Raw genomic sequence first — 22,407 nt, 5'->3', positions numbered from 1 at the left:
AGCAATGCGGTGCTGGACTCGGCGGCCCATGCACGCTATTGCGTGCGCAGCTCGACGAGCGTCACCTGGGGAGGCGCGCCCACCCGCACCGGCGGGCCCCAGAAACCGGCGCCGTTCGTGACGTAGACCTTCGTGCCGTCGACCTCGCCGAGACCGGAGACCACCGGCTGTTCGAGCTTCACCGCCAGGTTGAACGGCACCATCTGGCCGCCGTGGGTGTGCCCGGAGAGCTGGAGGTCGACGCCGAACTTCGCCGCCTCCTGCGCGGCCACCGGCTGGTGCGCCAGCAGCACCACCGGCCGGCTCGGGTCGCGGTCACCGAGGGCGGCGGCGTAGTCGGCGGGCGCGGCCAACCCCGTGCCGGCGGCGCTCACGTCGTTCACCCCGGCCAGGTCCAGTACGCCGCCCCGGGCCTGGATCTCCTGCCGCTCGTTCTGGAGCACCCGCAGGCCGAGCCGGTCCACCTCGCGGATCCACTCCTCGACGCCCGAGTAGTACTCGTGGTTGCCGGTGACGAAGAAGCTGCCGTACCGGGACTGCAGGTCGCGCAGCGGCTCGGCGGCCTCGCCCAGCTCGGCCACCGTGCCGTCGACCAGGTCACCGACCACGGCGACCAGGTCGGCGTCCATCCGGTTGATCATCGCGACGATCCGCTCGGTGTGCGCCCGGCCGCGCAGCGGCCCGAGGTGGATGTCGGAGACGGTGGCGATGCGCAGCCCGTCCATGCTGCGGGGCAGCTTCGCCAGCGGGATCTGCACCCGGTCGAGCTGCGGCGGACCCATCGCGGTGCGGACGCCGTACCCGGTGACGCCGACGGCGGTGAGCCCGGCGAAGATCGCCGCCCCGCGGGCGAGCAGCAGCCGCCGGGAGGGGTCGTGGTCCGGCGCGCTGGTGCCGGCCGGGGGCGCGTCGGCCGGGTCGACCGGCGGCGGCGCCGCACCCTCCGCCGAAGCCGCGCCGACGAGCACGGGCTCGGGCTCCGGGCCGGCGGCGATCGCCGAGCGGGCCCGGCGGCGCAGCACGAGCCGGGCCACTGCGGTCGGTACCTCCAGCACCAGCAGCAGCACCAGCAGGTAGAACATGAGCGCGATCCAGAGGTAACCGGGCCAGGCCAGCCAGTACCAGCCGTTGCGGGTGCCCGCCATGGTCACCGGTACGAGCACCGCCAGCGCCACGATCGCCACCCCACCGGCCCGGCGCCACCGCCCGGGGCGCGTGGTGTCCCGGACCAGCCGCTTCCACAGGTAGAGGTGGATCAGGCCGATCACGAGCACGACGAAGCCCAGGAATGTCGCCATGGCCAGCACGGGTGCCCCCCTCAGCCGCCCGCGAAGGGCGGCAGCACGTCCACCGTCGCCCCGGCCGGCAACAGTGCCCGTCGATCATGACAGGCCACACCGTCGACCAGGAAACTCGCCGCCTTCAGCACCACCGCGAGGCGCTCGCCGTGCCGGGCGGCCAGGTCGTCGAGGAGTTCGTCCAGGGACCGGCCGGCGGATGCGGTCTCCTCGGCCCGTCCCGCGGCCGCGCGGGCACCGGCGAAGTAGCGGACCGTCAGTTCCACCCTCAGCCTCCGATCGCCGACATCGAGCGTGCGGGCTGGAGGAACGTCGGGTCGTCGATGCCGTGCCCGGCCCGCTTGGCCCACATCGCGGCGCGCCAGCGGCGGGCCAGCTCCTCGTCGTCCGCGCCGTCGCGCATCGCGCCGCGCAGGTCCGACTCCTCGGTGGCGAACAGGCAGTTGCGCACCTGGCCGTCGGCGGTGAGCCGGGTGCGGTCACAGTCGCCGCAGAACGGCCGGGTCACGCTGGCGATCACCCCGACCCGGGCCGGCCCGCCGTCCACCAGCCACGTTTCGGCCGGCGCCGCGCCGCGCTCGGACGGGTCCGGCGTCAACGCGAACGCGGTGTGCAGGGAGGCCAGGATCTCGTCGGCGGTGACCATTGTCGAACGGTCCCAGCCGTGCTGGGCGTCGAGCGGCATCTGCTCGATGAACCGCAGCTCGTAGCCGTGCACGAGCGCGAACCGGAGCAGCGCGGGCGCCTCGTCGTCGTTCGTGCCGCGCATGAGCACCGAGTTGATCTTCACCGGGGTCAGCCCGGCTTCCGCGGCCCCGGCCAGCCCGGCGAGCACGTCGGCGAGCCGGTCGCGGCGGGTCAGCGCGGTGAACCGGTCCCGGTCCAGCGTGTCGAGCGAGACGTTGACGCGGTCCAGCCCGGCGGCACGCAGCGCCGGCGCCATGCGGGCCAGGCCGATGCCGTTCGTGGTCAGCGAGATGCGCGGCCGGGGCGTGAGCGCGGCGACCGCCGCCACGATGCCCGGCAGGCCCGGCCTGATCAGCGGCTCACCGCCGGTGAAGCGCACCTCGGTGATGTCGAGCCGGGACACCGCGACACCCACCAGCCGGATGATCTCGTCGTCGGTGAGCAGTTTCGGACCGGCCAGCCAGGGCAGGCCCTCCGCCGGCATGCAGTAGGTGCAGCGCAGGTTGCACTTGTCGGTGAGCGAGACCCGCAGGTCCCGGGCGACACGGCCGTACCGGTCGGCGAGGCCGCCGTCGGCCGTCCGGGGGTCGCTCATCTGTCGACCGTAGCGCGGTCGGGCCACCGGAGGGCGGCACGGGCGGTGGAGCGGACCGCGTCCGCGTACGCCGCGCCGAAGATCGCGGTGTGCACGAGCAGCAGATGCAGCTGATGGAGCGGCACCCGTTCCCGCCACCCGTCCGCCAGCGGCCACGCCTCCCGGTAGGCGGTCATGATCCGGTCCAGGTGCGGCGGACCGCCGAACAGCGCGAGCTGCGCCAGGTCGGTCTCGCGGTGGCCACCGTGCGCGGCCGGATCGACCAGCCAGACCCGGCCGTCGGCGCCCCAGAGCAGGTTGCCCGGCCAGAGATCACCGTGCAGCCGGGCCGGCGGCTCGTCGCCGCCGAACTCGCCGATCCGCTCGGCGACCTGTTCGACGAGCGCCGCCCCGGCGGCGTCGAGCCCACCGCCGTCGACCGACAAGCGCAGGTAGGGCAGCAGGCGGCGGCGGGCGAACCAGTCCGGCCAGGGGCCGGGGTCGGGCGTGTTGTCCTGCGGCAGCGCGCCGATGAACCCCTGCCAGTCCGCGCCGAAGGCGGGTGCCCCGGCCTGGTGCAGCCCGGCCAGGTCGCGGCCGAACGCCTCCGCGGCCTCCGGCGTCGGCTCGCCGGGCTCCACCCAGTCGAGCGCCAGCAGGTCGGGCAACGCGACGAGGACATCCGGTACGGGCGCCGCGCCGGCCTCCCGCAGCCAGCGCAGCCCGGCCGCCTCGGCGGCGAAGAAGCCCTCCGGCAGCGGACGCGCCGCCCGTTCCGGCCAGGTCTTGGCGAACACCGAGTGCCCGTCGTCGAGGGTGAGCCGGGAGGCGGCGCAGATGTCACCGCCGGAGACCGGGGTCTCCCGGATCCGCTGGTGGGTCAGGAAGGTCGGCAGGTGCTCCGGGTGTGCCCGCAGGTACGCCAGGTCCATGTGCGCAAGGTAGCGGTTACCCCGGACATCCGGTTGTCGAGCGGCGCCCCCGATCGCCGCTGAGCTGGGCGGATACGCTCCGTATCTGTGGATGGACCGCGTGTCGTCCACAGGGGCGGACGCGGCGGGGCGCGACCGCGGACGCTCCCGGCATGAACTCCACCGAGTCAGCGCGTCTCTCCGTCCGCTCGCCGGCCGACATGGTCGCGGCCGTGCCCTATCTGCTCGGCTTCCATCCCGCCGACAGCGTCGTGGTGGTCGCGGTACGCGGCCGGCGCGTCGTCTTCGCCGCCCGTGGTGACCTGCCCGCACCGGGTGCCGACCCCGGCCCGGCGGCCCGGCACCTGGCTCAGGTGGCGGCCCGGCAGGACGCCGACGCCGCCACCGTCGTCGGCTACGGTCCGGCCGCCCGGGTGACGGGTGTGGTGGACGCGATCGGCGACGCGCTGACCGCCACCGGCCTGGTCGTGCTCGACGCGTTGCGGGTCACCGAGGGCCGCTGGTTCTCGTACCTGTGCACCGAGCCGTCCTGCTGCCCGCCCGAGGGCACCCCGCACGACCCCGCCGCCAGCCAGGTCAGCGCGGCGGCCGTGTTCGCCGGTCAGGTCGCCCTGCCCGACCGGGCCGCACTCGCGGCGCAGGTGTCCCCGCTCGACGGGCCGGTCCGGCTCGCCATGCGCCGCGCCACCGGTCGGGCGCGCATCCGCCTGGCCGCGCTCACCGGACGGCCGCCCGCTCCGTCGGACGCGAGCCCGGCCGGTGGCGCGCCGGCCGACGGCCCCGGGCCGGGTGGGCAGTCGCCGGTTCCGGCCGTCGATTCCGGGCCGGGTGGGCAGTTTCCGGTTCCGGCCGTCGATCCCGGGCCGGGCGGTGACGCGCAGGCACTGGCCGGCGGTCTCGTGCCGGGTGGGGAGCCGCGGGCCGTGCGCACGGCTGGCACTGCGGCTGTGCGTGCCGCCTTCCGCCGCCAGCGGCGCGGCGAGCGGCTGGACGACGACGAGGCGGCCTGGCTGACAGTGCTTCTCACCCACGTGGCGGTACGTGATCACGCCTGGTCCCGCACCGACGGCCGGGACGCCGACATCAGCCTCTGGACCGACGTGCTGCGACGTGCCGAGCCGGACCTGATCGCCGCGCCGGGCTGCCTGCTCGCGTTCGCCGCGTGGCGCTCGGGGCACGGGGCACTGGCCGCTGTCGCGCTGGAACGGGTGCTGTCCGCTCACCCCGGCTACTCGCTCGCGGTGCTGCTCGACGAGGCGCTCCGGCGGGGCGTCGCGCCGTCCGGGCTGGACGGGCGGCCCGGTTCCGGCGACGGCGGGGTGCTGCGGCGCCGCCGACGTCGGCCCCGCCGGTGACCGCTCTCACCCGTCCGCCGGACCGGTCCCGCCGGTGACCGCTCACCCGCCTGCCGGATCCGCCCCGTCCAGGACTGCGGTCAGCCGCCGACGCGCGCCGCACCGGTGTAGACGTTCATGGTCGGTCCGCGCAGGAAGCCGACCAGCGTCATCCCGGCCTCCTCGGCCAGTTCGACAGCGAGCGTGCTGGGTGCGGACACCGCCGCGAGCAGTGGCACGCCCGCCATCCACGCCTTCTGGGTGAGTTCGAAGCTGGCCCGTCCGGAGACCAGCAGCACGTGTCCGGCCAGCGGCAGCCGCCCTTCCCGGGTGGCCCAGCCGAGCACCTTGTCCACCGCGTTGTGCCGCCCGACGTCCTCGCGGAGCACGACCAGCTCCCCGGCGGGGGTGAAGAGTCCCGCGGCGTGCAGGCCGCCCGTGCGGTCGAAGGCGCGCTGCGCGGCGCGCAGCCGGTCCGGCAGCCCGGCCAGCAGGTCGGCGGTGACCACCAGCGGGTCGTCCCGCACCGCGAACCGCGAGCGGGTCCGCACCGACTCGATGCTCGCCTTGCCGCACACGCCGCACGAACTGGTGGTGTAAAAGTTGCGCGCCGGGTCGGTCACGGGCTCCGGCACACCGGGCGAGAGCACCACGTCGACCACGTTGTAGGTGTTAGGGGTCTCCGCCCCGGCGCAGAGCTGCGCCGTGTGCACGTCCTCCGCCGACCGGATCAACCCTTCGGTGAGCAGGAATCCGATCGCCAGGTCCAGGTCGTCGCCGGGCGTACGCATGGTCACCGCCAGCGGACGGCGTCGGCCCGGCCCGGCCGTGCCGACGCGGATCTCCAGTGGCTCCTCCACGGCCAGGGTGTCCTGCCGGCGGATCCGCCCCCGTCCGTCAGCGGCCGCGTCGAGGTCGATCCGCAGCACACCACGCCGATCCGTCGCCCGTCCCATGCCGCCATCCTTCCCGGGCGCTCCGCCGCCCGCACCTCGCCCCGCACCTTCCCGCCCTCGCCGCCCCGGCCCGGTCCCGTCCGGCCCAGGTCCGATGATCGACACCAGTTCGGCGAGGTGGCGGCATCGGAGGGCCCTGGATGCCACCACGTCGGCGGAGAGCAGTGGATCAACGTCGGAAAGCCGCCAACAACCCCGGGCGGAGGTCCGAGCCGGGACGCGGCGGTCGCGGCTGTGGCTAGGGTGAGGCGGTGACGGGGTACGCGGCGATCCTGCTCGCCGGTGGCGCGGCCCGGCGGATGGGCGGCGTGGACAAGCCGGCCCGCGCGGTCGGCGGCCGGTCGATGCTGCACCGGGTGCTGGGCGCGGTGGCCGACGCGGACCAGCGGATCGTGGTCGGCTCGTCCGGCCCGGTGCCCGAGGGAGTCCGGACGACCCGGGAGGAACCGCCCGGCGGCGGTCCGGTGGCCGCCACAGCAGCCGGGTTGGCGTTGCTCGACCCCGGTACGACGACAGTCGCAGTGCTCGCCGCCGACCTGCCGCTGCTCACCACCGCAGCGGTGGCCGGGCTGCGACGCGCCCTCGCCGCCCCGACTGCCGGACCGGACGACGGCTCGAACAACGCCTCCGCCGCCGGACCGGACGACGGCTCGACTGACGCGTCCGCCGCCGGACCGGACGACGCGTTGGCCGCCGAACCGGAGGAGGAGGCCGCGACGGCCGGGCCGGAACACGCTCCGGCCGCCGCCCGGCAGGAGGCGCTGGCGGGTGAGACCGCCGCGCTCGCCTGTTACGTGGACGGGGACGGGCGCCGCCAGCACCTCTGCGCGATCTGGCGGTTCGCGGACCTACGCGCCGCCCTCGACCGGCTCGCCGTGACGCGGGGCGGCTCGCTCGACGGCGCGCCGGTACGCGGGCTGCTGGCCGGCCTCGTCGTACGGGAGGTGTCCTGGTCCGGCTCGGGGCCGCCACCGTGGTTCGACTGCGACACTGACGAGGACGTACGCCGGGCGGAGGAGTGGACGAGATGACGGTGCTGGACGACTGGGTCACTGCGGTCTGCGCCGAACTGGACCTGGACCCGGCGGGGGTGCCCGTGCCGATGGTGCTCGACGTGGCGCGGGACGTGGCCCACCAGGTGGTCCGGCCGGGTGCGCCGGTCACGGCGTACCTGCTCGGGCTGGCGGTGGGGCGCGGCGCGGACCCGGCCGCGGCGGCCGAGCGGCTCAGCGCCCTGGCCGGTTCCTGGCCCGTCGACCTGGGCGGTTCCACACCTGGGGATTAGCGCCTCGCACGGGATTCGGTCCCCTTCGCGCGTGGGTAGGGTGGCGGGAACGGACGGAGGCGATCATGACGGCAGACCACCCCTCGGCGCCGGTCGACAAGCCTGCCGGCGGCAAGCCGGAGCACCACGCCACCGGCAGCGCGCCGGAGCACCACGAGTCGATCCTGCTCGACGAGCCGACCACTGCTGATCTGCGGGCCAAGGTCACCGAGGCCTGGCGGGAGTTCGCCCGGGCGCTCGCCGACCGGCTGCGCGGGCTGCCCTCCGGCGGGCACCTGGAGGTCACGCTCGACCCGACCGCCTCGGGCACCGGCGACGCCGTCTACTCGGTGAGCGTGGACGCGGGCGAGGAGGGGCGTCTCTCGGCCCGCGCGGTGGGCAACGCCACCCTGCCGCAGGGCTACCGGCTGGACCGGGCCGCGGTGGCCGACATGGTGGCGCTCGGCTGGTCGCCGCCGGGTGTGGTGCCGGGCTCGGGTGAGCAGTTCGGGCTGGACTGCGGCACCGACGAGGCCACCCGGCTGGCCGCTGTGCTGTCCCGGACGCTGCGTGACGTCTACGGCGCCCCGCACCCGGCCTTCCTCGTCTACCTGGTGCACGACGCCGAGGGCGAGGCGTTGCCGGTGGAGCCGCTCGGTACCGCGCGCGGCGAGTTCGGCCCGGACCGGGACGTCGAGGCCGACCTGGACGAGGCGCTGGCCGCGGCGGCGGCCGCGCAGTCCGGCGAGAACGACGTGCTGGCCCTGGAGGAGCGGGTCCGCACGGTCGTGTCGACCATGCTGAAGTCCGCGTCCGACCAGCTCCAGGTCGACTCCGACGGTGACATCAACATCCGGGCCGGTTCGGCCATGGTCTTCGTCCGGGTACGCGACAATCCGCCGCTGGTGGACGTCTTCTCGCCGGTGCTGACCGAGGTCGAGCCGACCGAGCGCCTCTACGTGAAGCTCTCCGAGCTGACCAACCGGATGCCGATCGGCCGGCTCTACTGCGCCGACGACACGGTGTGGGCGTCGATCCCGGTGTTCGGCCGCAACTTCCAGGCCACCCACCTGATGCTCGCGGTGCAGGTGATGACCGGGCTCGCCGACGAGCTGGACGACCGACTGCACGGCGAGTTCGGCGGCAAGCGCTTCTTCGGCGAGGGCGACAAGCCGGCCCGGGCGCAGGAGCACCGCACCGGCATGTACCTCTGAGCCGGATCAGCGCACGTCGAGCAGCGTCTTGCCGACTGTCTCCCGGGCCTCGATCGCGGCGTGCGCGTCGGCGGCGCGTTCCAGCGGGAAGCGCTGCCCGATCACCGGCGGTTCGGCGCCGAACGGCCCGAAGCCGCTGGCCCGGAACATCGTCTCGACGAACGTGATGTTCGCGTGTGCCGCGTCGACGAGCACCTGGCCCGGTCCGGGTGCCGGGTCGGGCGCCGTCCCGGGCACGAGCATCTCCGGTTCGCCGAACTCCCGCAGCCACACCGCACGCATGCCGCCCCCTCGCCTCTCGCCGGTCACGGTGTCAGTGCACGACATGAAGCGGGGTTGAGGTCAAGGCGTTGACGGGCCGACGCCGGGGGACTCGACCAGCCGGGAGAGCACGATGGTGCTGCGCGACGAGGTGACGAACGATTCGGCGCGCAGCCGTTCGAGGGCTTCCTCCAGGTGGGCGATGTCCGCGGCGCGCAGGTGCACGAGTGCGTCCGCCTCGCCGGAGACGGTGTACGCGCCGACGACCTCGGGGTGCCGGCGGGCGGCGGCGCCGATCTGCGCCGGGGTGGTCCGGCCGGCGCAGAACAGCTCGACGAACGCCTCGGTGGTCCAGCCGACCGCGGCCGGGTCGACGACGGCGGTGAATCCCCGGATCACCCCGGCGGATCGGAGGCGGTCGACCCGTCGCTTGACTGCGGGGGCGGAGAGTGACACCCGGCTGCCGATGTCCGCGTACGAGGCGCGAGCATCCGCGACGAGCAACGCAATGATTCGCTGGTCGACCGCGTCTATCTGCAACGTTCTGCTCCCGGGAAGCAATGCTTGTGGCTGTTACCAAAGTTGTACCGTACCTACTCTTGGTGACCGTGAACCAGCAGCGAGTCTCGCGAAAGCGGACATATCTCATGTGCTCGCCCGAGCACTTCACGGTCGAGTACGCGATCAACCCGTGGATGGACGTGACCACGCCGGTCGACGCCGGCCTGGCCGTCAAGCAGTGGGACCGGCTGCGGGAGACGCTCGTCGCGCTGGGCCACGAGGTGCACCTGCTCACCCCCGAGGCGGGCCTGCCGGACATGGTCTACGCGGCGAACGGCGCCTTCGTGGTCGACGGCACCGTCTACGGCGCCCGGTTCAAGCACGAGCAGCGGGCGGCCGAGGCCGCCGCGCACCGGGCGTTCTACGAGGAGCACGGCTGGCGGTTCATCGCGCCGAGCGAGACCAACGAGGGCGAGGGCGACTTCGCGTACCTGCCGGAGGCGCACGGCGGTCTGATCCTCGCCGGGTACGGCTTCCGGACCGAGCCGGCCGCGCACGCCGAGGCGCAGGAGGCGCTCGGACGGCCGGTGGTCTCGCTGCACCTGGTCGACCCGCGCTTCTACCACCTGGACGTCGCGTTGGCCTCGATCGACGACGAGAACGTCGTCTACTACCCGGGTGCCTTCTCCGCCGCCAGCCAGAAGGTGCTGGCCCAGCTGTTCCCGGACGCGATCGTCGCCGACGACGAGGACGCGCTGGCGTTCGGCCTCAACCTGGTCAGCGACGGGCTCAACGTGGTGCTGAACAACGAGGCGACCCGGCTCGCCGGCAAGTTGAAGGCGGCCGGCTACCACCCGGTCCCGGTGGAGCTGGCCGAGCTGAAGAAGGGCGGTGGCAGCGTGAAGTGCTGCATCGCCGAGCTGCGGCACTGAGCCACGCCTCGACGCGAAGGGCGGCCTCCCCGGTGGGAGACCGCCCTTCGCGCGTGTGTCGGTGCCGGTCAGCCCAGCGTCGCCAGCTCGTTGATCACCACGTTGGAGAGCAGCCGGCCGTCGGTCTGCACCCGGCGCAGGTACCACTTCTGCTGCGGGGTACGGGTCTGGTTGAACTGCCAGGTGCCGCGTGGGCTGTCCACCTGACCGATCTTGCCCAGCGCCAGGTTGACCTGCTGCGGTGAGGGGTTCGCCCCGGCCAGCCGGATCGCCTTGTCCAGCACCAGCGCGGCGTCGTAGGAGGCCATCGCGTACGTGGTGGGCGCCGAGTTGAACGTCTTCCGGTACGCCGAGGCGAAGATCCGGTTCGCGGTGTTGTTGAGGTCGGCCGAGTAGTTCAGCGCGGTCTCGATCCCGTACGACTGGATCAGCTTGCGCTCGCGGCCCTTCTCCCCGTCGTCGAGCTGGTCGAGCGCGGTGCCCTCGGTGAGGAACCCGGGGGCGTAGATCGGTCCCCGGTAGCCCTGGGCGTAGAGCTGCTTGACGAACTGCACGGCCTGCGCCCCGGAGTAGTGGCAGAACACCGCGTCCGGCTCGCGCTCGAGCGCCTTGCGGATCGGCCCGGAGTAGAGCGTCCGGGACGGGTTGGGGTCGTCTTCGGTGAAGATCGGGTCGTCGGTGAGCCGGCGGCCCCGCTCGTACGCGCGCCGCAGCCCTTCGATGACGTCCTGGCTGCCCGGTCCGCGGGTGCCGAACATGGCGATCCGGCTGGAGGCGTCCAGCTTCTGGCGCAGGTATTCGCCGAGCGCCTCGCCGGGCTCGGTCAGCACGTACGACGTGCGCCAGATGTAGACGACGCCCTGGAGCGTCGACGGGGAGGCGTTGGAGCCCAGCAGGGGCACCCGGGCCTCCTCGACCGCGTTCTTGATGCCGGTCATCACGGTCGGGCTGACCACGCCGGTGAGCGCGAGCACGCCCTCCTTGAGCAGCCGGTCGACGGCGGCCTTGCCGGTGGCGGCGGTCTCGCCCTCCTCGGCGGTCACGAGCGTGACCGGGTGGCCGGCGATCTGCTGACCTCGCATGCCGAGGAAGAGCTGGAAGCCGTTGGTGATCTCGTCGCCGACGGCCTTGTTCGCTCCGCTGCCGGGCACGATCAGCCCGACTTTGATCGGGCTGCCGGATCCGGTCTGCTCTCCGGAGTCGTCCCCGGATCCGCAACCCGCCGCCAGTCCGGTGGTACCCAGCGCGGCCAGCAGTTGCAGCGCCCGCCTGCGGTTCATCTGTGCCACCGATTTCCTCCCCGACAGGGTGGCCATGGTGCACACCCCTTCGGCGTTCTACCTGCTCGGCGACGCTGCGTCAATGCCCGGAAGATCATCGTGAAGCGACAGTAACGCCTCGACGACCCGGGGCCACGCGGCCGAGCCCGGCGCGATCAGCCCGAAATGCTCGCATTCAGGCAGCTCAACGAGCGTGGCGGTGCCTCCGGCGGCCCGATCCGCCGCCACCCAGGACCGGCTGATCGCGATCGGAACCTGGGCATCCCGATTTCCGTGGATTACTACCGTGCGTGATCGGATGGGTACCAATGCCGATGGATCCGTCGCCGCGTACCGGTCCGGCACGTCGTCCGGGCCGCCGCCGAGGAGCGCGGCCACCGCCCCACCGTCCAGGTCCAGCCGGTACGCCTGCGCGAGGTCGGCCACCGGTGCCAGCGCGAGCACCCCGCCGACCGTCTCCGGGGCGTGCGCGGCCACGTACAGGGCCAGGTGCCCGCCCGCGGAGTGACCGACCAGGATCGGCGGCACCTGTGCCACCCGGCCGGGCAGCGCGGCGGCGGCGAGTCCCGGCAGCGCGGCGATCCCGGCGCGGACGTCGGTGAGCGTGTGCGGCCGGCCTCCGCCCGGCCCGCCGGTCCGGCGGTACTCGATCTGCGCAACCGGGTGGCCGAGCGCGGCGAGCGCCGCCGCCATCGGGCCGGTGTGGGTCCGGTCGTACTCCACCCGCCAGAACCCGCCGTGCACCACCACCACGAGCGGCCGGGGCGGCCCGTCGCCGGCCGGAAGGCGCAGGTCGGCGCACTGGTCCGGGTGGTCGCCGTAGGAGACCGTGGCGTCCGGGGGCGGGGACGGGCGGGTCAGCACCTCGCGCGGGTCGGAGAGCATGCGGCGACGGTAGCGTCACCCGGTCCGGCCGCGTGCACGCGGCCGGCGTGGGTAAAGATGGGTGCCATGACCGAAGCGCACTCCGCCGCACACGACGACGAACAGGCCAACGATGGCATCCCCGGCACCGTGGTGGTGGTCGGGCCGGACGGCCGCCCGGTCGGCACGGTGCAGACCGACGAGGGCAAGGGCGAGGACCCGACCCGTCTGGTCGAGCAGCCGGCCAAGGTGATGCGGATCGGCAGCATGATCAAGCAGCTGCTGGAGGAGGTGAAGGCGGCGCCGCTCGACGACGCGAGCCGGCACCGGATGCGGGAGATCCACGAGCGCTCGATCGTCGAGCTGAAGGAGGGACTCGCGCCCGAGCTGCGCGAGGAACTGGAGCGGATCTCGCTGCCGTTCACCGAGCAGCAGGCGCCGAGCGAGGGCGAGCTGCGCATCGCCCACGCCCAGCTGGTGGGCTGGCTGGAAGGGCTGTTCCACGGCATCCAGGCCGCGCTGGTGGCCCAGCAGATGGCCGCCCGGGTCCAGCTGGAGCAGATGCGGTCCGGCCGCCAGGCGCTGCCGAGCGGCCCGGCCGGGATGATGCCGGGCATGCCGGGGATGCCCGGCAACAACGAGGGCCACGCCCCCGGCCAGTACCTGTAACCCCGCCGGCCGGGGCGCGTCACGCGCCCCGGCCGGTCAGTCCAGCTCGAAGACCTTCTCCAGGTACGCCGCGACGCCGTCCTCGGTGTTCGGCCCGGTGACCTCGTGTGCGATCTCCCGTACGGCCGGGTGGGCGTTGGCGACTGCCACCGCACGTCCGGCCCAGGCCAGCATCGGCACGTCGTTGGGCATGTCACCGAAGGCCAGCACGTCCCGCTCGTGCACGCCCAGCCGCTCCGCGTACCAGGCGAGGCCGGCCGCCTTGGTCACGCCGGCCGCCGAGATCTCGATCAGCCCGCTGTACGACGAGTGGGTCGCCTCGGCCAGCCCCTTCAGCGCGCCCGCCACCACTCGCACGAAGACGTCCGGATCCTGCTCACCGGCCCGCGCCAGCAGCTTCACCGCGGGCGCGGCCAGCAGTTCCTCGGGCGACTCGACCGCCCGGATCGCATCGCGGTCGGCGTCCCAGCGCAGCGGGTACTGCACTTCGTGCCGCATCTGCCGGCTGTCCACGATCTCCACCGCGAGGCTCACCCCGGGCACCTCGGCGCGTAGCCGCCGGGCCACCTCCGCCAGCAGTTCCGGGGCGAGCGGGTCGGCGCGCAGCACCTGGTCGGTGACCGGGTCGTACACCACCGCACCGTTGGCGCAGATCGCCGGCAGCGGCTCGGTGAGCTGCTCGTACACCATCTGGAGCCAGCGGATCGGACGGCCGGTGACCAGGACCACCGGGGTGCCGGCGGCGTTGATGCGGGCCAGCACCGCGGCGGTACGCGGGCTGAGCGTCCGGTCGTCGCGCAGCAGCGTGCCGTCGATGTCGGAGGCGACGAGCCGAGGTGGATCTTCCATCACCGGGAGAGTAGCCGGTCCAGGTAGACCGCGACCCCGTCCTCGTCGTTGCGCAAGGTGATCTCGTCCGCCGCGGCGCGAACCTCCGGGTGGGCGTTCGCCACCGCCACCCGGGCCCATCCCGCCCAGTCGAACATCGGCAGGTCGTTCGGCTGGTCACCGAAGACCAGGACGTCGGCCGGGTCGACGCCGAGCCGCTCGGCGACGACGCTCAGCCCGCTGGCCTTGTCGGTCCGGGGCGGGCAGATCTCGACGAAGCTGAGCCCGGCCTGGGTGAGCGTGGCCACGTCCGGCGGCACGATCGCCCGCGCGGCGGCCAGCAGTTCGTCCACGTGGTGGTCGGCGGTACGCGCGAACGCCTTGATCACGTCGCAGGACAAGCAATCGACCCGGCTGCGCGCCTCGAACCGGTCCGGGTAGGGCCAGCTGGGGTGGTAGTCGCCCCAGAGCGGCGCCTCGTGCTCGTCCGATGCCTCCACCATCACGGTGAGCGGGCCGACCGCCGCCTCCAGGTCGGTGAGGATGCGGGCCAGCACCTCGCCGGGCAGCCGCTCGTCCCGCAGCACCAGGGGCCCCTCCGGGTCGCTCTGGTCCACCACCCGGCCGCCACCGGCCATCACCAGGAAGTCGGCCGCCCGGATGTCGTTGCGGGTGAGTTCGGTCAGGCGCGGTCCGCGGCCGGTCGCGCCGACCACCGGAATCCCGGCGGACCGCACCCGGTCCAGCACCCGGTGGGTGTACGCGGAGACGGTCTCGTCGCTGCGGACGAGCGTGCCGTCGAGGTCGGTGGCGATCAGCTTGGGCAGTCCCGGGCGGGTCATGGTTCCTCCTTCGCCCGCCGCCGTCACGCCGGCCGACCAGGTCCTCGGTGCCGCGACCATGGGACGGCGGGCAGCAACCGTATCTCGCGGAACGGGCGGCAACCACGGCTTTCCGGCGAATCGCGGGCGAAGCTCCGGTGGCCGCCGGACGCGCTGCCGGACCTGGCTCAGTACGACCGTTCGGGGCCGGCGAACGGCGCCGTGGGCTGCACCGTCAGGTCCGCCGGGGCCGGCGGCACGTCGTCGGTGTCCGCCCGGCGGCGCTCGGGCCGGTCGTCGTCCGGCTCCCCGTCGGCAGGCGACTCGCCGGCCGAACGTCCGGCCAGGTGCAGTGCGGCCGCCAGCAGGGCGACCGCTCCGAACGCGCTGACCAGGCCGCGTCCGTGCGCGACCTCCAGGCGCTGCTCGCCGACGAAGAACAGGATGCGCCGGGCCAGCTGTTCGAGGGAGGTGGCGGTCGCGACGAGCACCCCGAGCACGCCCGCCGCGAGACCCAGCCCGGCCAGCCGGGCGTGCTGCCGTACCGCCGGGGCGCCGCGCAGCGCCAGCCCCACCACGACCGACAATCCGAGCAGGCCCACCAGGTACGCCGTGCCGAACCCGCCGATCTCGGAGATCCCGCTGGTCAGCTGCGTGGGGCCGTCGTCGCCCCGGTTCTCGGCCGGCACCGTGATCGCCAGCCACTCGCCGATCAGCGAGGCGATCGCGGCCACCGCGCCCAGCCCGGCGAGCACCGGCGGCAGGCGACGGTCCCGGCCCAACGCGGCGAGCGAGCGCGCGGCCCGGCCGGACGACTCCGGCTCGGCGTCCCCCCACTCGACGATCGTGGTGTCGTCGGACCTGTTGTCCTGCATGGGGATTCGCTTGTCCTGTCGGGGAACGGGGAGATCCTGCGACATGGCCACCCTTCCCGTGCGCGGGCCTGCGTCGAATCATGGCACAGCCCGCTCCCGCCGGCCGGAGTCGCGACCCGAGGTCCGGTGCGGGGCGGCCCGCTTTCGGTTAGCGTCGGTGCCATGCCTATCCGTACCGCATCCGCTCGCTGGCAGGGCAACCTCACCGAGGGGTCCGGCACCGTCCGCACCGGCAAGGGCGGCCTGTCCGGCAACTACTCCTTCAAGTCGCGCTTCGAGGAGGGCGAGGGCACCAACCCCGAGGAGCTGATCGGCGCCGCGCACGCCGGCTGCTTCTCGATGGCTCTCTCCAAGCAGCTCGCCGACGCCGGCGCGCAGGAGACGGCGGTGGAGACCACCGCCAAGGTGCACTTCGACAAGACCGACGCCGGCATGACCGTGACCCGCATCGACCTGGAGACCGTGGGCCAGGTCCCGGGCATCGACCAGGCCGAGTTCACCAAGCTCGCCGAGGCGGCCAAGGAGAACTGCCCGATCTCTCGGCTGCTGTCGCCGGGCGCCCAGATCACGCTGGACGCCCGTCTCGCCTGACATCGCGTACGGCACGGCGGGGGTGTCCTGCGGGACGCCCTCGCCGTGCGGTGTGCCCGACCGGGAGGAAGTGACCGGGCCGCGTGGCCGTGGAGATGAGCCGGGACCGGTTCGAGGAACTGGTCGGCGAGGCGCTCGACGAGGTGCCCGAGGAACTGCTCGGGTTGATGAGCAACGTGGTCATCCTGGTGGAGGACGACCCGCCGCCGGGTGAGGACCTGCTCGGCCTGTACGAGGGGCACGCGCTCACCTCTCGCGGCTGGGACTACTCCGGCGTGCTGCCCGACCGCATCCTGATCTACCGCAACCCGATCCTGGCGATCTGCGACACCGACGACGACGTCGTCGACGAGGTGGCGGTGACAGTGGTGCACGAGATCGCTCACCACTTCGGCATCGACGACGAGCGCCTGCACGCCCTGGGCTGGGGCTGATCGGCCTCCGGCGCCTCCCCACCCGGCTGATCCCGGTGGTTGCGCCGGTCCCCTAACCTGCGGATCAGGCAGAACCTGATGCAGGAGGAAAACCCATGCGCAGCGCGCTGTTCTCCGCGGAGAACCTTGAGAAGGAGTCCCAGCAGCCGGGCATGCGGTTGCAGAACTCCAAGATGCTGAAGATCGAACTGAACGGCGAGGCGATGGCCCGGGTCGGGTCGATGGTCGCCTACCAGGGGCAGGTCCAGTTCCAGGCCCTCGGCTCCGGCGGCATCGGCAAGTTCATCAAGCAGCGGCTCACCGGTGAGGGCGTGCCGCTGATGAAGGTCTCCGGGCACGGCGACGTCTTCCTCGCCGATTTCGCCAAGGACGTGCACGTCATCGACCTGGAGCCGGGCGACGCGTTGTCCATCAACGGCTCCAGCGTGCTGGCGTTCGACTCGACGCTCCAGTACGACATCAAGATGGTCGGCGGCGCCGGGTTCGCGTCCTCGTCCGGCCTGTTCAACTGCGTCTTCACCGGCCACGGTCGGATCGCCGTCACCACCAAGGGCACCCCTGTGGTGCTCAACGTGGACGCGCCGACGTACGTGGACCCGCAGGCGGCGGTCTGCTGGTCGGCGAACCTCCAGACCGGCTACCACCGCGCCGAGCAGCTCGGCCTGGGCACGCTGCTCGGCCGCAGCACCGGTGAGGCGTTCACGATGAGCTTCGCCGGTCAGGGCTTCGTCGTGGTCCAGCCGTCGGAGGAGCCTCCGGTAGCCGGCAGCGGCTCCCAGCAGCAGGGCGGCATGCTCGGCGGCCTGCTGCAGTAGACCTCCGGTGCCCGGGGCGTCCGCCGAGGTCGTCCCGGGCCGGTCAGCTCAGCTCGCCGGATCGCAGCCGCGCCACCCAGGCCGCCGCGTCGGCGTAGTCGGCGTCGGTCAGGCCGGGCGGCGCCGGTGCCTGCTGGTCACCCGCCGCCGTGCTCCAGCGGTGCCGGGGGTACGACCCCAGGAACCGCACGTCCGCGCAGACCCGGCGCAGCCCCTGCAACGCCTCGCCGAGGCGTACGTCGGCGACGTGCCCGGCGCAGTCCAGGAAGAACACGTAGCGGCCGAGCGCCTCGCCGGTCGGGCGGGACTCGATCCGGGTCATGTTGACGCCGCGCACCGCCAGCTCCATCAGGACCGCCAGCAGCGCGCCCACCCGGTCGTGGGCGAGGCACACCGCGAGCGAGGTGAGGTCGTCGCCGGTGGGCGGCGGGGGCGGGCCGGGGCGGGACACCAGCGCGAACCGGGTCACCGCGTCCGGGTGGTCGGCGATCTTGTCGGCGAGCACTGCCAGCCGGTGCCGGGTCGCGCCGATCGGGGCGCAGATGGCGGCGTCGTACTCGCCGCTCGCCGCACCGGCCGCGGCGGCGCCGTTGGAGAGCACGTCGACCACTGTGGCGTCGGGCAGGTGCTCCCGCAGCCAGCCCCGGCACTGGGTGGACGCCTGCGGGTGGGCCGCGACGGAGCCCACGTCGGTCAGTGTGGTGCCGGTGCGGGCGGCCAGCACGAACTCCACCGGCAGGACCACCTCTCGGGTGATCACCAGCGGGTCGCCCTCGACCAGTTCGTCGAGCGTCACCCCGACCGCGCCGCCGATGGAGTTCTCCAGCGGCACCAGCGCCGCGTCGGCCTCCCCGGCGCGTACCGCGTCGAGCGCCTCGCCGACGCTGCGGGCGGGTGTACGGTCCCCGCGCTCGGCGGCGGGCACTGTTCGCAGGGCCTGTTCGGCGAAGGTGCCCTCGGGGCCCAGGTAGACGAAGCGGGTCGGCGGTGTTCCCGGCATGCCGACCAGCCTACGCACCCGGCGTGCCGTCGCAGGCCAGGGTGCGGATGCCGACCGGCGCCACGGTCCGCACCTCGACGCCGCACACGTCCGTGCCGGCGGTGACCAGCCTCGGCGTGCCGCTCTCGCCGCGCGTGACCACCTGCAACTCCTCGTGCCCGGTGACCGCCAGCACTGTGTACTGCCAGCCCTCGGCGCAGAGCGGACCGGTAGCCACGGTGACCCGGACGTCGCGGGGCAGTACGCCTGCGGATCCGCGCAGCAGCGCGACGATCCGGTCGCCGGACGGCCGTCCCCGGCAGGGTGCCGCCGAGGCCGGCGCGGACGGGGAGAGCGTCGGCGCGGGCGGCGTGACCGGTGCGGCGGCCGGGGTGGGCGTGGTGGACGCCGACGGGTCCGGGACGGTTGTGATGGCGACGGGCGGCGTGTTCAGCTCGGGCGGGGTGCCGCAGGCGGCGAGCGCGAGCAGCGTGAGCAGCGCCAGCGGGCGGTGGCGGCGTCCGGGGTGTCGGGTGCGGGGCACGGAGGCGTCCTCGGGCATCGAGGGATGTCGTCCTGGGGTGGGGCCGAGGCCATCGTAGGCGGACGACCGGCCCGGGTGAAGTGTTGCGGGTCCGGCGCGGGTCAGACCGCGGAGAGGAAGGTGAGCGAGCCGGCCACCGCGCCGTCGGTGAGCACCGGTGTGGAGATGGCGTCGACCGTCCGGCCGGCGTCGGAGCCGGGCCCCTGCACGCGCAGCAGGCCGCGGGCGAGCCGTTCCGAGTGCAGCGCGAGCAGTGGCGGGATCTTGTCGGTCTCCTGCTCGGTCAGCTCGCTCGGGCTCGCCGTGAAGTCGACCAGGCGCAGGCCGCCCTCCAGCAGCGGCAGACCGATCACGTCCTCCGGGGCGCCCAGGCTGAGCAGGTCACAGCCGGACGAGGAGATCGCCACGACAGTGGTGTCGGCGTCGATCAGCAGGCACGGCTCGGCGGCCCGGGAGACCATGCCGGACCACTGCCCGAAGTTGTCGGACTCCTGCTCGGTGGATGCCGCGGGCGCGAACACTTCCGAGAGTGAGAGTTCGACGTGGGCCACCGCGCCTCCTATGTACACCGACGGTCTGTCCACGCTAGCCGGTCGGTGCGGCGGAAGCATCGGCTGCCGGGCGGCCGGCGACGGCGCGGACCGGCGGAACCAGTCGGGGGCGGTGCCGTGGGCCGCGTGGCGTCGCCGGAGACGTTACCGGCGGGCGGCCCGCTTGTCAGCGGCCGTTCGGCCCTCGTCATACCACCGGTAGTCGGCGGTTGGACGGTACGTGCCGTTGAACCACGTCGCGGGCGCCTGCGCGACGCGGGAGAGCTTCTCGGCGGTGGCCGGACTGATCCGGTTTCCACCGGCCACGAGCAGGCGGTCCAGCTCGCGATGGGTGGCCATGAGGCAGTCCTTCGGCAGGCCGTAGACGCTGATCACCCCGGAGCCGACGAACGTCAGCACCGGGGTGACCGGGATCGGCAGGCCGACCGCGTCGGAGAGGGCCTTGCTGGCCCGCTTGGCGTCCCGGCGCGCCTCCGCCACGTACGGCGGGCGCTTGCCGTTGATCTGGACCACGTCTGCGGCCACGAGCACCCGGGCCCGGCCGTGGTCGGCGATGGTGACCGCGAACAGACCGCTCGGGCCGATGGCCAGGAATCCGGCCCGGTCGTCGCGGCCGCGGTCGAGCAGCATGTCCGCCGGGTCCGTCCGGGGCCACTCGATGACGTGCCAGGCGGGACCGAGATGGTCGAGCTGACCCAGGGCGCGGGCCCCTGCCGCTTCCAACCGGCGGGCCCCCCGCTCCGCCCGGCGACGCCGGGCCCACTCCAATGGAGTCGATCGGGCCGGCTCGAGCACCGAGGTGGGCTCGACCCGGGAGTGCGGCACCGTGCGGGGCGGCAGTGCCCTGCCCGGTACGGCTCGACGAGCGGGAAAGACAGTCATCGCGACCTCCGGCAAAAGGTCTCTCGAAGTTATGTCTCCACTACCCTACGTTGCGCCCCCGGGGGCTCGGCAAGTTGGACCGCCGGAGTGAGTGCGGATGAATGCCATATTCATCCTCACTTCTCTTCCAGATGGTGCGCAAGCCTGCCCTAGGCTGCGAGGGTGACCCACTATGTGGACAGCGAAGTCGCCCGGCTCGGGACGGTGCTGCTGCACCGTCCGGGACCGGAACTGGCCCGCCTCACCCCACGCAACAACGACAGCCTCCTGTTCGACGCCATCCCATGGGTGGGACGCGCGCAGGAGGAGCACGACGCGTTCGCGGCGGCGTTGCGGTCCCGCGGAGTCGAGGTGCTCTATCTGGCCGACCTGCTGGTCGAGACGCTCGCCGTGACGGACGCCCGGGCCGAGCTGACCGACCAGGTGCTGCGGTCCCGCCGGCTCGGCCACACCCTGCGGCGGCGGGTCGCCGACCACCTGGCGTACCTCGACCCGGCCGGGCTGGCCGACGTGCTCACCGCCGGGCTCGCCCACGAGGAACTGCGGATCGGCGCCGACCGTCCCGGCGGTCTGGTCTGGACGCTCATGGACCGGCACGACTTCGTCATCGACCCGCTGCCGAACCTGCTCTTCACCCGCGACTCGTCGGTCTGGATCGGCGACCGGGTCGGTGTGACGAGCCTCGCCATGCCGGCCCGGCGGCGGGAGACGACGCTCACCGACGCGATCTACCGCTACCACCCGCGCTTCGCCGGCACCGAGTTCGTCTACCACCCCCGGCTGGAGCACCTGGAGGGCGGCGACGTGCTGCTGCTCGCGCCCGGGGTGCTCGCCGTCGGCGTCGGCGAACGCACCACACCGGCCGGCGCGGAACGGCTGGCCCGGCAGGTGTTCGCGGCCGGGCTGGCGCACACCATCCTGGTGGTGCCGATCGCGCAGGAGCGCGCCACCATGCACCTGGACACGATCTGCACGATGGTCGACGTCGACGCCGTGCTGATGTACGCGAACGTCGCCGACGAGCTGTCCGCGTACACGGTCATCGCCGGCGCGGACGGCGACGATCTGCGGGTCGACGGCCCGGCGCCGTTCCTGCGGGCCGCCGCCGACGCGATGGACCTCGACCAGCTCCGGGTGATCGACACCGGCCTCGACCCGGTCACCGCCGAACGCGAGCAGTGGGACGACGGCAACAACACGCTCGCGCTCGCGCCCCGGCTGTGCGTCGGGTACGAGCGCAACGTGGAGACCAACGCGCAACTGGAACGAGCCGGCATCGAGGTGATCGCCATCGCCGGGTCGGAGCTGGGCTCCGGGCGGGGCGGCCCGCGCTGCATGTCCTGCCCGCTGGTGCGCCAGAAGGGCGGGGCCGCCTGACCCAGAGACGTCAGCGCAGCGTCAGCTGGCGGCCGAGCAGGCCCTGGCGGGCCCGGCGGCCGGCCGCGTCGAGCGGCTCCCGCCCCGCGACCGCCTCGGCGTAGCGCTTGGCGAACTCCGCCACCGGCGCCTCCCACTCGCCTGCCGGGGTGTCCTCCGGCAGGTCCCAGACCGGCGCGAGGCGACCGTGCGCCCGGAACATGCCCGCGAACTTCGTGTCGTCGCCGAGCGTCAGCGCGCCCGCCGCGGCGAGCCGGGACAGCGCGTCCAGCGCGGCGTCCTCGTCCTCCGGCAGGACCAGGCGCACGTGGGCCTTCTCCGACACCTGGCACCAGTACGCGGCCGGCGCGGCGGCCAGCTTCACGGTCGGGTAGATCGCCGAGTTGGCCCGTTCCAGGGACGCCTGGACGTTCGGGTCGTCGGCGGCGCCCGGGTCGAGCCAGAAGTCGAACCCGTCGTGCATGCTGATCTCCAGCGGGCCGTCCACCAGGATGTCCTGGAGGCGGGGGCCCGGCCCGGGCAACGGTGGCACGCTCACCTGGCCGCCCGGCTCGGTGCGCAGCGCGGAGATCAGCGCGTCGGCCAGGTCCCGGGAGACATCGCCGGACTGCTGGTGCCGTTGCAGGCCGATGAAGACCCGCCCGTCCGGCTTGGTCATCGCCGGCGTGGCCATCGGCAGCACCGTGGCCAGCGTGACCGGCCGGTCGCCGTACTCCTCGATCAGTTCCGGGGTGAGCCGCAGCGGCGCGGACGCGGCCGGGACCAGCTCGCGCAGGGCGATCCACTCCGGCTCGTCGGTGAGGCCCTCGAACGGCCGGGGCACGAAGACGTCGCGCACCTTCTCCCGCTTCGGGGTGGCCTCGACGGCCCGCTGGTTCTTCCGACGCTTGCTCATGCGCCCGCTCCGCTCCGCTCGCCCATGGCGAGACAGCCTAGATGCCGGG

Annotated in this window: 27 protein-coding genes; 10 read left to right on the top strand and 17 right to left on the bottom strand. The window is 73.6% G+C overall.

The window, feature by feature from the left end:
• Positions 1-35 precede the first annotated feature (35 nt).
• The 4 genes from C569_RS0119670 to C569_RS0119655 are packed head-to-tail and all read right to left on the bottom strand — an operon-like array spanning position 36 to position 3,491.
• Positions 36-1,298: a metallophosphoesterase gene (locus C569_RS0119670; protein WP_036346331.1), complete on the bottom strand. Its 1,263-nt coding sequence runs from the start codon at positions 1,296-1,298 to the stop codon at positions 36-38.
• A 20-nt stretch (positions 1,299-1,318) separates the two neighbouring features.
• Positions 1,319-1,564 carry a MoaD/ThiS family protein gene (locus C569_RS0119665; RefSeq protein ID WP_018787484.1) on the bottom strand — a complete coding sequence of 82 codons (246 nt, stop codon included), beginning with the start codon at positions 1,562-1,564 and terminating at the stop codon, positions 1,319-1,321.
• Between the two features lie 2 nt (positions 1,565-1,566).
• Positions 1,567-2,580, bottom strand: coding sequence for a GTP 3',8-cyclase MoaA (moaA, locus tag C569_RS0119660; protein ID WP_018787483.1), 1,014 nt, complete (start codon positions 2,578-2,580; stop codon positions 1,567-1,569).
• Positions 2,577-3,491 (bottom strand): fructosamine kinase family protein, encoded by a 915-nt coding sequence (locus C569_RS0119655; protein ID WP_018787482.1) that lies wholly within the window; start codon positions 3,489-3,491, stop codon positions 2,577-2,579. The genes moaA and C569_RS0119655 overlap by 4 nt, the downstream gene beginning before the upstream one ends.
• Positions 3,492-3,643: 152 nt before the next feature.
• Between C569_RS0119655 and C569_RS0119650 the strand changes: the two genes are divergently transcribed.
• A complete protein-coding gene (locus tag C569_RS0119650; protein WP_018787481.1) occupies positions 3,644-4,846 on the top strand; it encodes a DUF4192 domain-containing protein in 1,203 nt (400 codons plus the stop codon).
• Between the two features lie 80 nt (positions 4,847-4,926).
• On the opposite strand, the gene fdhD is transcribed toward C569_RS0119650, so the two are convergent.
• Positions 4,927-5,781, bottom strand: a complete 855-nt coding sequence (fdhD, locus tag C569_RS0119645) for a formate dehydrogenase accessory sulfurtransferase FdhD (RefSeq protein WP_026268391.1) — start codon at positions 5,779-5,781, stop codon at positions 4,927-4,929.
• A gap of 251 nt (positions 5,782-6,032) precedes the next feature.
• On the opposite strand from fdhD, the gene C569_RS0119640 reads away from it, so the two are divergent.
• The 3 genes from C569_RS0119640 to C569_RS0119630 all read left to right on the top strand — a co-directional run bounded on the left by C569_RS0119640 (position 6,033) and on the right by C569_RS0119630 (position 8,259).
• Complete coding sequence (locus C569_RS0119640) at positions 6,033-6,812, top strand: molybdenum cofactor guanylyltransferase (RefSeq protein ID WP_018787479.1); 780 nt, start codon at positions 6,033-6,035, stop codon at positions 6,810-6,812.
• Entirely contained in the window at positions 6,809-7,066 is a 258-nt protein-coding gene (locus C569_RS0119635; protein ID WP_026268390.1) for a DUF6457 domain-containing protein, read from the top strand. The genes C569_RS0119640 and C569_RS0119635 overlap by 4 nt, the downstream gene beginning before the upstream one ends.
• Positions 7,067-7,131: 65 nt before the next feature.
• On the top strand, positions 7,132-8,259 hold the full coding sequence (locus C569_RS0119630) for a hypothetical protein (RefSeq protein ID WP_018787477.1): 1,128 nt from the start codon (positions 7,132-7,134) through the stop codon (positions 8,257-8,259).
• 6 nt (positions 8,260-8,265) lie between these two features.
• Here C569_RS0119630 and C569_RS33780 read toward each other — a convergent pair whose 3' ends face one another.
• Together C569_RS33780 and C569_RS0119620 are read right to left on the bottom strand one after the other, a co-directional pair.
• Positions 8,266-8,541, bottom strand: a complete 276-nt coding sequence (locus C569_RS33780) for a zinc-binding dehydrogenase (RefSeq protein WP_018787476.1) — start codon at positions 8,539-8,541, stop codon at positions 8,266-8,268.
• A gap of 60 nt (positions 8,542-8,601) precedes the next feature.
• Positions 8,602-9,060 carry an Lrp/AsnC family transcriptional regulator gene (locus C569_RS0119620; RefSeq protein ID WP_026268389.1) on the bottom strand — a complete coding sequence of 153 codons (459 nt, stop codon included), beginning with the start codon at positions 9,058-9,060 and terminating at the stop codon, positions 8,602-8,604.
• Positions 9,061-9,119: 59 nt separating this feature from the next.
• Here C569_RS0119620 and ddaH point away from each other — a divergent pair, with 59 nt between their 5' ends.
• Positions 9,120-9,953, top strand: coding sequence for a dimethylargininase (ddaH, locus tag C569_RS0119615; protein ID WP_341844948.1), 834 nt, complete (start codon positions 9,120-9,122; stop codon positions 9,951-9,953).
• A gap of 68 nt (positions 9,954-10,021) precedes the next feature.
• Here the strand turns inward: ddaH and C569_RS0119610 are convergent, their stop codons facing one another.
• Both C569_RS0119610 and C569_RS0119605 read right to left on the bottom strand, forming a co-directional pair.
• A complete protein-coding gene (locus C569_RS0119610; protein WP_026268388.1) occupies positions 10,022-11,242 on the bottom strand; it encodes an ABC transporter substrate-binding protein in 1,221 nt (406 codons plus the stop codon).
• A 48-nt stretch (positions 11,243-11,290) separates the two neighbouring features.
• Positions 11,291-12,118 carry a S9 family peptidase gene (locus tag C569_RS0119605; RefSeq protein ID WP_018787472.1) on the bottom strand — a complete coding sequence of 276 codons (828 nt, stop codon included), beginning with the start codon at positions 12,116-12,118 and terminating at the stop codon, positions 11,291-11,293.
• Positions 12,119-12,175: 57 nt separating this feature from the next.
• On the opposite strand from C569_RS0119605, the gene C569_RS0119600 reads away from it, so the two are divergent.
• Positions 12,176-12,766, top strand: a complete 591-nt coding sequence (locus C569_RS0119600; RefSeq protein ID WP_026268387.1) for a bacterial proteasome activator family protein — start codon at positions 12,176-12,178, stop codon at positions 12,764-12,766.
• A gap of 36 nt (positions 12,767-12,802) precedes the next feature.
• On the opposite strand, the gene C569_RS0119595 is transcribed toward C569_RS0119600, so the two are convergent.
• The 3 genes from C569_RS0119595 to C569_RS0119585 all read right to left on the bottom strand — a co-directional run bounded on the left by C569_RS0119595 (position 12,803) and on the right by C569_RS0119585 (position 15,290).
• Positions 12,803-13,615 carry an HAD family hydrolase gene (locus C569_RS0119595; RefSeq protein WP_026268386.1) on the bottom strand — a complete coding sequence of 271 codons (813 nt, stop codon included), beginning with the start codon at positions 13,613-13,615 and terminating at the stop codon, positions 12,803-12,805.
• On the bottom strand, positions 13,615-14,436 hold the full coding sequence (locus C569_RS0119590; RefSeq protein ID WP_018787469.1) for an HAD family hydrolase: 822 nt from the start codon (positions 14,434-14,436) through the stop codon (positions 13,615-13,617). The genes C569_RS0119595 and C569_RS0119590 overlap by 1 nt, the downstream gene beginning before the upstream one ends.
• 167 nt (positions 14,437-14,603) lie before the next feature.
• Positions 14,604-15,290: a hypothetical protein gene (locus tag C569_RS0119585; RefSeq protein WP_018787468.1), complete on the bottom strand. Its 687-nt coding sequence runs from the start codon at positions 15,288-15,290 to the stop codon at positions 14,604-14,606.
• A 162-nt stretch (positions 15,291-15,452) separates the two neighbouring features.
• On the opposite strand from C569_RS0119585, the gene C569_RS0119580 reads away from it, so the two are divergent.
• The 3 genes from C569_RS0119580 to C569_RS0119570 all read left to right on the top strand — a co-directional run bounded on the left by C569_RS0119580 (position 15,453) and on the right by C569_RS0119570 (position 17,130).
• A complete protein-coding gene (locus C569_RS0119580) occupies positions 15,453-15,881 on the top strand; it encodes an OsmC family protein (RefSeq protein ID WP_018787467.1) in 429 nt (142 codons plus the stop codon).
• Between the two features lie 89 nt (positions 15,882-15,970).
• A complete protein-coding gene (locus C569_RS0119575; RefSeq protein ID WP_026268384.1) occupies positions 15,971-16,315 on the top strand; it encodes a metallopeptidase family protein in 345 nt (114 codons plus the stop codon).
• Between the two features lie 95 nt (positions 16,316-16,410).
• A complete protein-coding gene (locus C569_RS0119570) occupies positions 16,411-17,130 on the top strand; it encodes an AIM24 family protein (RefSeq protein ID WP_018787465.1) in 720 nt (239 codons plus the stop codon).
• Between the two features lie 43 nt (positions 17,131-17,173).
• On the opposite strand, the gene pheA is transcribed toward C569_RS0119570, so the two are convergent.
• From pheA to C569_RS0119550, 4 genes are all read right to left on the bottom strand, one after another.
• Positions 17,174-18,130 (bottom strand): prephenate dehydratase, encoded by a 957-nt coding sequence (pheA, locus tag C569_RS0119565; protein WP_026268383.1) that lies wholly within the window; start codon positions 18,128-18,130, stop codon positions 17,174-17,176.
• Between the two features lie 10 nt (positions 18,131-18,140).
• Positions 18,141-18,671 (bottom strand): hypothetical protein, encoded by a 531-nt coding sequence (locus tag C569_RS0119560; RefSeq protein ID WP_018787463.1) that lies wholly within the window; start codon positions 18,669-18,671, stop codon positions 18,141-18,143.
• A gap of 83 nt (positions 18,672-18,754) precedes the next feature.
• Positions 18,755-19,204: a hypothetical protein gene (locus C569_RS0119555; protein WP_018787462.1), complete on the bottom strand. Its 450-nt coding sequence runs from the start codon at positions 19,202-19,204 to the stop codon at positions 18,755-18,757.
• 144 nt (positions 19,205-19,348) lie between these two features.
• Complete coding sequence (locus C569_RS0119550; protein ID WP_026268381.1) at positions 19,349-20,086, bottom strand: hypothetical protein; 738 nt, start codon at positions 20,084-20,086, stop codon at positions 19,349-19,351.
• A 162-nt stretch (positions 20,087-20,248) separates the two neighbouring features.
• Here C569_RS0119550 and C569_RS0119545 point away from each other — a divergent pair, with 162 nt between their 5' ends.
• Positions 20,249-21,463 (top strand): arginine deiminase, encoded by a 1,215-nt coding sequence (locus C569_RS0119545; RefSeq protein WP_026268380.1) that lies wholly within the window; start codon positions 20,249-20,251, stop codon positions 21,461-21,463.
• Between the two features lie 10 nt (positions 21,464-21,473).
• Here the strand turns inward: C569_RS0119545 and C569_RS0119540 are convergent, their stop codons facing one another.
• Complete coding sequence (locus tag C569_RS0119540) at positions 21,474-22,358, bottom strand: DUF5926 family protein (RefSeq protein ID WP_018787459.1); 885 nt, start codon at positions 22,356-22,358, stop codon at positions 21,474-21,476.
• Between the last annotated feature and the right edge of the window lie 49 nt (positions 22,359-22,407).

Source organism: Micromonospora sp. CNB394, from assembly GCF_000374985.1.
GTDB lineage: Bacteria > Actinomycetota > Actinomycetes > Mycobacteriales > Micromonosporaceae > Micromonospora > Micromonospora marina.
Note: the sequence above shows the minus strand (reverse complement) of the source record. Positions and strands in the feature narration are given on the sequence as shown.

Bases quoted from the DNA above. Each gene is read 5' to 3' on its own strand.
- C569_RS0119605 (WP_018787472.1), bottom strand. From the start codon at position 12,118: ATGCTCTCCGACCCGCGCGAGGTGCTGACCCGCCCGTCCCCGCCCCCG.
- moaA (WP_018787483.1), bottom strand. From the start codon at position 2,580: ATGAGCGACCCCCGGACGGCCGACGGCGGCCTCGCCGACCGGTACGGC.
- C569_RS0119635 (WP_026268390.1), top strand. From the start codon at position 6,809: ATGACGGTGCTGGACGACTGGGTCACTGCGGTCTGCGCCGAACTGGAC.
- C569_RS0119570 (WP_018787465.1), top strand. From the start codon at position 16,411: ATGCGCAGCGCGCTGTTCTCCGCGGAGAACCTTGAGAAGGAGTCCCAG.
- C569_RS0119585 (WP_018787468.1), bottom strand. From the start codon at position 15,290: ATGCAGGACAACAGGTCCGACGACACCACGATCGTCGAGTGGGGGGAC.
- C569_RS0119595 (WP_026268386.1), bottom strand. From the start codon at position 13,615: ATGGAAGATCCACCTCGGCTCGTCGCCTCCGACATCGACGGCACGCTG.
- C569_RS33780 (WP_018787476.1), bottom strand. From the start codon at position 8,541: ATGCGTGCGGTGTGGCTGCGGGAGTTCGGCGAACCGGAGATGCTCGTG.
- C569_RS0119590 (WP_018787469.1), bottom strand. From the start codon at position 14,436: ATGACCCGCCCGGGACTGCCCAAGCTGATCGCCACCGACCTCGACGGC.
- C569_RS0119580 (WP_018787467.1), top strand. From the start codon at position 15,453: ATGCCTATCCGTACCGCATCCGCTCGCTGGCAGGGCAACCTCACCGAG.
- C569_RS0119540 (WP_018787459.1), bottom strand. From the start codon at position 22,358: ATGAGCAAGCGTCGGAAGAACCAGCGGGCCGTCGAGGCCACCCCGAAG.
- C569_RS0119550 (WP_026268381.1), bottom strand. From the start codon at position 20,086: ATGACTGTCTTTCCCGCTCGTCGAGCCGTACCGGGCAGGGCACTGCCG.
- C569_RS0119630 (WP_018787477.1), top strand. From the start codon at position 7,132: ATGACGGCAGACCACCCCTCGGCGCCGGTCGACAAGCCTGCCGGCGGC.
- C569_RS0119650 (WP_018787481.1), top strand. From the start codon at position 3,644: ATGAACTCCACCGAGTCAGCGCGTCTCTCCGTCCGCTCGCCGGCCGAC.
- C569_RS0119655 (WP_018787482.1), bottom strand. From the start codon at position 3,491: ATGGACCTGGCGTACCTGCGGGCACACCCGGAGCACCTGCCGACCTTC.
- C569_RS0119600 (WP_026268387.1), top strand. From the start codon at position 12,176: ATGGGTGCCATGACCGAAGCGCACTCCGCCGCACACGACGACGAACAG.
- C569_RS0119670 (WP_036346331.1), bottom strand. From the start codon at position 1,298: ATGGCGACATTCCTGGGCTTCGTCGTGCTCGTGATCGGCCTGATCCAC.
- C569_RS0119560 (WP_018787463.1), bottom strand. From the start codon at position 18,671: ATGCCCGAGGACGCCTCCGTGCCCCGCACCCGACACCCCGGACGCCGC.
- pheA (WP_026268383.1), bottom strand. From the start codon at position 18,130: ATGCCGGGAACACCGCCGACCCGCTTCGTCTACCTGGGCCCCGAGGGC.
- fdhD (WP_026268391.1), bottom strand. From the start codon at position 5,781: ATGGGACGGGCGACGGATCGGCGTGGTGTGCTGCGGATCGACCTCGAC.